2 tRNA genes and 3 rRNA genes are annotated in these 5,747 nt (G+C 52.7%); all 5 read right to left on the reverse strand.

Annotated elements, in window-relative coordinates:
• Window positions 1-115: ribosomal RNA gene (gene rrf / locus OQE62_RS19055) — 5S ribosomal RNA — on the reverse strand; the annotation flags it as partial.
• A 210-nt stretch (window positions 116-325) separates the two neighbouring features.
• Window positions 326-3,360, reverse strand: a 23S ribosomal RNA gene (locus OQE62_RS19060).
• Window positions 3,361-3,630: 270 nt separating this feature from the next.
• Window positions 3,631-3,706 (reverse strand) — tRNA-Ala (locus OQE62_RS19065).
• Window positions 3,707-3,827: 121 nt separating this feature from the next.
• A tRNA-Ile gene (locus OQE62_RS19070) sits at window positions 3,828-3,904 on the reverse strand.
• Between the two features lie 132 nt (window positions 3,905-4,036).
• Window positions 4,037-5,571: ribosomal RNA gene (locus tag OQE62_RS19075) — 16S ribosomal RNA — on the reverse strand.
• Window positions 5,572-5,747 lie beyond the last annotated feature (176 nt).

Consider the following 5,747-nt stretch of genomic DNA (forward strand, 5'->3'; position numbering starts at 1 on the left):
CCTGACGATGACCTACTCTCACATGGCGAATCACCACACTACCATCGGCGATGTTGCGTTTCACTTCTGAGTTCGGCAAGGGATCAGGTGGTTCCACAACTCTATGGTCGTCAGGCAAACTGGCTTGGGTTGGCGCTGGTCTTACGGGCTTTGCCCTGCTCTGCCGTTTGACTGTGCGTTTGCCTTCGCTGCTTGCAGCGATTCACAGTCAACCCAAATAATCCGGTGAAACAATCTGTAGTAATACACCGCAAGTCGATCCTGCTGTGTGTCTCTTCGGCTCTTTCTCCACAATCCGACCGTCGTCAATAACCGTCTCTGTTGTATGGTCAAGCCGCACGGGCAATTAGTACTGGTTAGCTCAACGCCTCACAGCGCTTCCACATCCAGCCTATCAACCTGGTAGTCTTCCAGGGCCCTTCAGGGGACTCGAGGTCCCAGGGAGATCTAATCTTGAAGGAGGCTTCCCGCTTAGATGCTTTCAGCGGTTATCCCGTCCGAACATAGCTACCGGGCAGTGCCACTGGCGTGACAACCCGAACACCAGAGGTTCGTTCACTCCGGTCCTCTCGTACTAGGAGCAACTCTTCTCAAATCTCCAACGCCCACGGCAGATAGGGACCGAACTGTCTCACGACGTTCTAAACCCAGCTCGCGTACCACTTTAAATGGCGAACAGCCATACCCTTGGGACCGGCTTCAGCCCCAGGATGTGATGAGCCGACATCGAGGTGCCAAACACCGCCGTCGATGTGAACTCTTGGGCGGTATCAGCCTGTTATCCCCGGAGTACCTTTTATCCGTTGAGCGACGACCCTTCCATACAGAATCGCCGGATCACTATGACCTACTTTCGTACCTGCTCGACATGTCTGTCTCGCAGTCAAGCGCACTTTTACCATTATGCTCATTGCATGATTTCCGACCATGCTGAGTGCACCTTCGTACTCCTCCGTTACACTTTGGGAGGAGACCGCCCCAGTCAAACTACCCACCATACACTGTCCCCGATCCCGGTAAGGGACCTGGGTTAGAACCTCAAACATACCAGGGTGGTATTTCAAGGGTGGCTCCACTGTAACTGGCGTCACAGTTTCAAAGCCTCCCACCTATCCTACACAAGTAGGCTCAAAGTTCAGTGCAAAGCTGTAGTAAAGGTTCACGGGGTCTTTCCGTCTAGCCGCGGGTACACTGCATCTTAACAGCGATTTCAATTTCACTGAGTCTCTGGTGGAGACAGCGTGGCCATCGTTACGCCATTCGTGCAGGTCGGAACTTACCCGACAAGGAATTTCGCTACCTTAGGACCGTTATAGTTACGGCCGCCGTTTACCGGGGCTTCGATCAAGAGCTTCGGACGAATCCTAACCCCATCAATTAACCTTCCGGCACCGGGCAGGCGTCACACCGTATACGTCCACTTACGTGTTTGCACAGTGCTATGTTTTTAATAAACAGTCGCAGCCACCTGGTCACTTCGACCGGCTTCCGCTCCACCCGCAGGGGCTTCACGTACACACCGGCGTACCTTCTCCCGAAGTTACGGTACCATTTTGCCTAGTTCCTTCACCAGAGTTCTCTCAAGCGCCTTGGTATTCTCTACCTGACCACCTGTGTCGGTTTCGAGTACGGTTCACAATTGCCTGAAGCTTAGAAGTTTTTCCTGGAAGCATGGCATCAACCACTTCGCCTCAATAATGAGGCTCGTCGTCAGCTCTCGGCCTCAGGGACCCGGATTTGCCTAAGTCCCCAGCCTACTACCTTAAACACGGACAACCAATCGCCGTGCTGGCCTAGCCTTCTCCGTCACTCCATCGCAGCAATTGCAAGTACAGGAATGTTAACCTGTTTCCCATCGACTACGGCTTTCGCCCTCGCCTTAGGGGCCGACTAACCCTGTCCCGATTAGCGTTGGACAGGAACCCTTGGTCTTCCGGCGGGGAGGTTTTTCACCCCCCTTATCGTTACTCATGTCAGCATTCGCACTTGTGATACCTCCAGCCATCCTCCCGGTTGGCCTTCAGCGGCTTACACAACGCTCCTCTACCATGCATGCACCTCACTTAAATCCACTCTTTGCTGTCCCGAACCTCTCACGCACGCCGACTCAACGTTCGGGGGCGCTTGATCGTCGCTACGCGACGCTAATCGGTGAAGTAGTAAAGAGTTGCTCTCTTTGAACAGATCCGAATGGATTTAAGAGAGATGCATGCATCCGCAGCTTCGGTTACCAGTTTGAGCCCCGTTATATCTTCCGCGCGGGCCGACTCGACTAGTGAGCTATTACGCTTTCTTTAAAAGATGGCTGCTTCTAAGCCAACTTCCTAGCTGTCTGGGCCTTCCCACATCGTTTCCCACTTAACTGGTATTGGGGACCTTAGCTGGCGGTCTGGGTTGTTTCCCTTTCCACGATGGACGTTAGCACCCATCGTGTGTCTCCCGCGATTGCACTCCACGGTATTCGGAGTTTGCATGGGGTTGGTAAGTCGGGATGACCCCCTAGCCCAAACAGTGCTCTACCCCCGTGGGTGAGACGCGAGGCGCTACCTAAATAGCTTTCGAGGAGAACCAGCTATCTCCCGGCTTGATTAGCCTTTCACTCCGATCCACAGGTCATCTCCTAACTTTTCAACGTTAGTGAGTTCGGTCCTCCAATTGATGTTACTCAATCTTCAACCTGCCCATGGATAGATCGCCGGGTTTCGGGTCTATTGCCTGCAACTGAGCGCCCTGTTAAGACTCGATTTCTCTACGGCTTCCCTACGCGGTTAACCTTGCTACAGACAATAAGTCGCTGACCCATTATACAAAAGGTACGCAGTCACCCCGGAGGGCTCCTACTGCTTGTACGTATACGGTTTCAGGTTCTATTTCACTCCCCTCTCCGGGGTTCTTTTCGCCTTTCCCTCACGGTACTGGTTCACTATCGGTCAGCTGGGAGTATTTAGCCTTGGAGGATGGTCCCCCCATGTTCAGTCAAGATAACACGTGTCCCGACCTACTCGTTTTCACCTAAAGTGCCTTTTCGTGTACGGGGCTGTCACCCTGTATCGCGGAACTTTCCAGATCCTTCCACTAAGACATTAAAGGCTTAAGGGCTAGTCCCCTTTCGCTCGCCGCTACTCAGGGAATCTCGGTTGATTTCTTTTCCTCCGGGTACTTAGATGTTTCAGTTCCCCGGGTTCGCCTCCATGACCTATGTATTCAGCCATGGATACCTCCTAAGAGGTGGGTTTCCCCATTCGGACACCCCTGGATCAAAGCTTGTGTGCCAGCTCCCCAGGGCTTTTCGCAGGCTCCTGCGTCCTTCATCGCCTCCAGCTGCCAAGGCATCCACCGTATACGCTTAGTCGCTTGACCATACAACACAAACGACTATTAACGACTTTTAACATTCAAGCTCAATTCAGAATTGGCTTGAACGCCGGATTGTGTGCTTGAGAGACACACAATTATTGCTGTTGAACACTTAAAAAAGCATTCAACCTCGCCTTGCAGTGTATTACTACAAATTGTTTCACCTTGTTAAAAAACGTCTGATGCAAAAATCAGAAAGCTGGACTCTTATTCTCAAACCGCGAGATACTGCAAAAGTCCAAGTTTCTGGTTTCTGGTGCTGGAATCAGGAGATGGTGGAGCTAAGCGGGATCGAACCGCTGACCTCCTGCGTGCAAGGCAGGCGCTCTCCCAGCTGAGCTATAGCCCCATCTCGATAAGACCCTAGCGTTCATCGTGCTCGCTAGCGGTAATTTTTCTGTAGCTAGGCATTTTGTCACGCCGCATAGCCTGCTATGCAAGTGGCAAAATAACGACGCTACAGGAAAATTTGGTAGGCCTGGGCAGACTTGAACTGCCGACCTCACCCTTATCAGGGGTGCGCTCTAACCAACTGAGCTACAGGCCTAAAACTCTCTGCCCTTGGGGCTGTAAACCTCAGGGCTCTAGACCCGCCCAATGGGCTTCACTGATTTCCAACTTCATCAGTCCGATCAAGCAATATGTGTGAGCACTTACGAAACAACTCTCGATAATCGTTTAAGGAGGTGATCCAGCCCCAGGTTCCCCTAGGGCTACCTTGTTACGACTTCACCCCAGTCATGAATCACTCCGTGGTGACCGTCTCCCCGAAGGTTAGACTAGCCACTTCTGGAGCAACCCACTCCCATGGTGTGACGGGCGGTGTGTACAAGGCCCGGGAACGTATTCACCGTGACATTCTGATTCACGATTACTAGCGATTCCGACTTCACGGAGTCGAGTTGCAGACTCCGATCCGGACTACGACTGGTTTTGTCGGATTAGCTCCACTTCGCAGATTCGCCACCGTCTGTACCAGCCATTGTAGCACGTGTGTAGCCCAGGACGTAAGGGCCATGATGACTTGACGTCGTCCCCACCTTCCTCCGGTTTGTCACCGGCAGTCTCCCTAGAGTTCCCACCCAAAGTGCTGGCAACTAGGGACAAGGGTTGCGCTCGTTACGGGACTTAACCCAACATCTCACGACACGAGCTGACGACAGCCATGCAGCACCTGTCACTCGGTTCCCGAAGGCACCAATCCATCTCTGGAAAGTTCCGAGGATGTCAAGCCCTGGTAAGGTTCTTCGCGTTGCGTCGAATTAAACCACATGCTCCACCGCTTGTGCGGGCCCCCGTCAATTCATTTGAGTTTTAACCTTGCGGCCGTACTCCCCAGGCGGTCTACTTATTGCGTTAGCTGCGTCACAAAGCCCTCAAGGAGCCCTACGACTAGTAGACATCGTTTACGGCGTGGACTACCAGGGTATCTAATCCTGTTTGCTCCCCACGCTTTCGCACCTCAGCGTCAGTATCGAGCCAGGCAGTCGCCTTCGCCACTGATGTTCCTTCCTATATCTACGCATTTCACCGCTACACAGGAAATTCCACTACCCTCTCTCGTACTCTAGCCAGCCAGTTCTGAATGCAGTTCCAAGGTTGAGCCCTGGGCTTTCACATCCAGCTTAACTAACCGCCTACGCGCGCTTTACGCCCAGTAATTCCGATTAACGCTCGCACCCTCCGTATTACCGCGGCTGCTGGCACGGAGTTAGCCGGTGCTTCTTCTTTCGGTAACGTCAATCCTGCAGGTTATTAACCTACAGGCCTTCCTCCCGAATGAAAGTGCTTTACAACCCGAAGGCCTTCTTCACACACGCGGCATGGCTGCATCAGGGTTGCCCCCATTGTGCAATATTCCCCACTGCTGCCTCCCGTAGGAGTCTGGGCCGTGTCTCAGTCCCAGTGTGGCTGATCATCCTCTCAAACCAGCTACGGATCGTTGCCTTGGTAGGCCTTTACCCCACCAACTAGCTAATCCGACGTGGGCTCATCTGATAGCACGAGGTCCGAAGATCCCCCGCTTTCCCCCGTAGGGCGTATGCGGTATTAGCTCGAGTTTCCCCGAGTTGTCCCCCACTACCAGGCAGATTCCCACGCGTTACTCACCCGTCCGCCGCTCTACTCACTCCCGGAGGAGCTTTCGCGCTCGACTTGCATGTGTTAGGCCTGCCGCCAGCGTTCAATCTGAGCCATGATCAAACTCTTCAGTTTAAAGAGTCGCCTGATACTCAAGGATGTTAAACTTCAACATCCAATCAGACTTAAGTCTTGCTCGGAATTAACGTAAATCGAATTGTCGAGTTACTTACTTCCGATATATCGTGTATCGATACATCGCTCCGTAAGCACCCACACATATTGCTTGATCGACTTTTTAAACAACTCAG

The organism is Microbulbifer halophilus, assembly GCF_026183675.1.
In the GTDB taxonomy this organism is placed as follows: domain Bacteria; phylum Pseudomonadota; class Gammaproteobacteria; order Pseudomonadales; family Cellvibrionaceae; genus Microbulbifer; species Microbulbifer halophilus.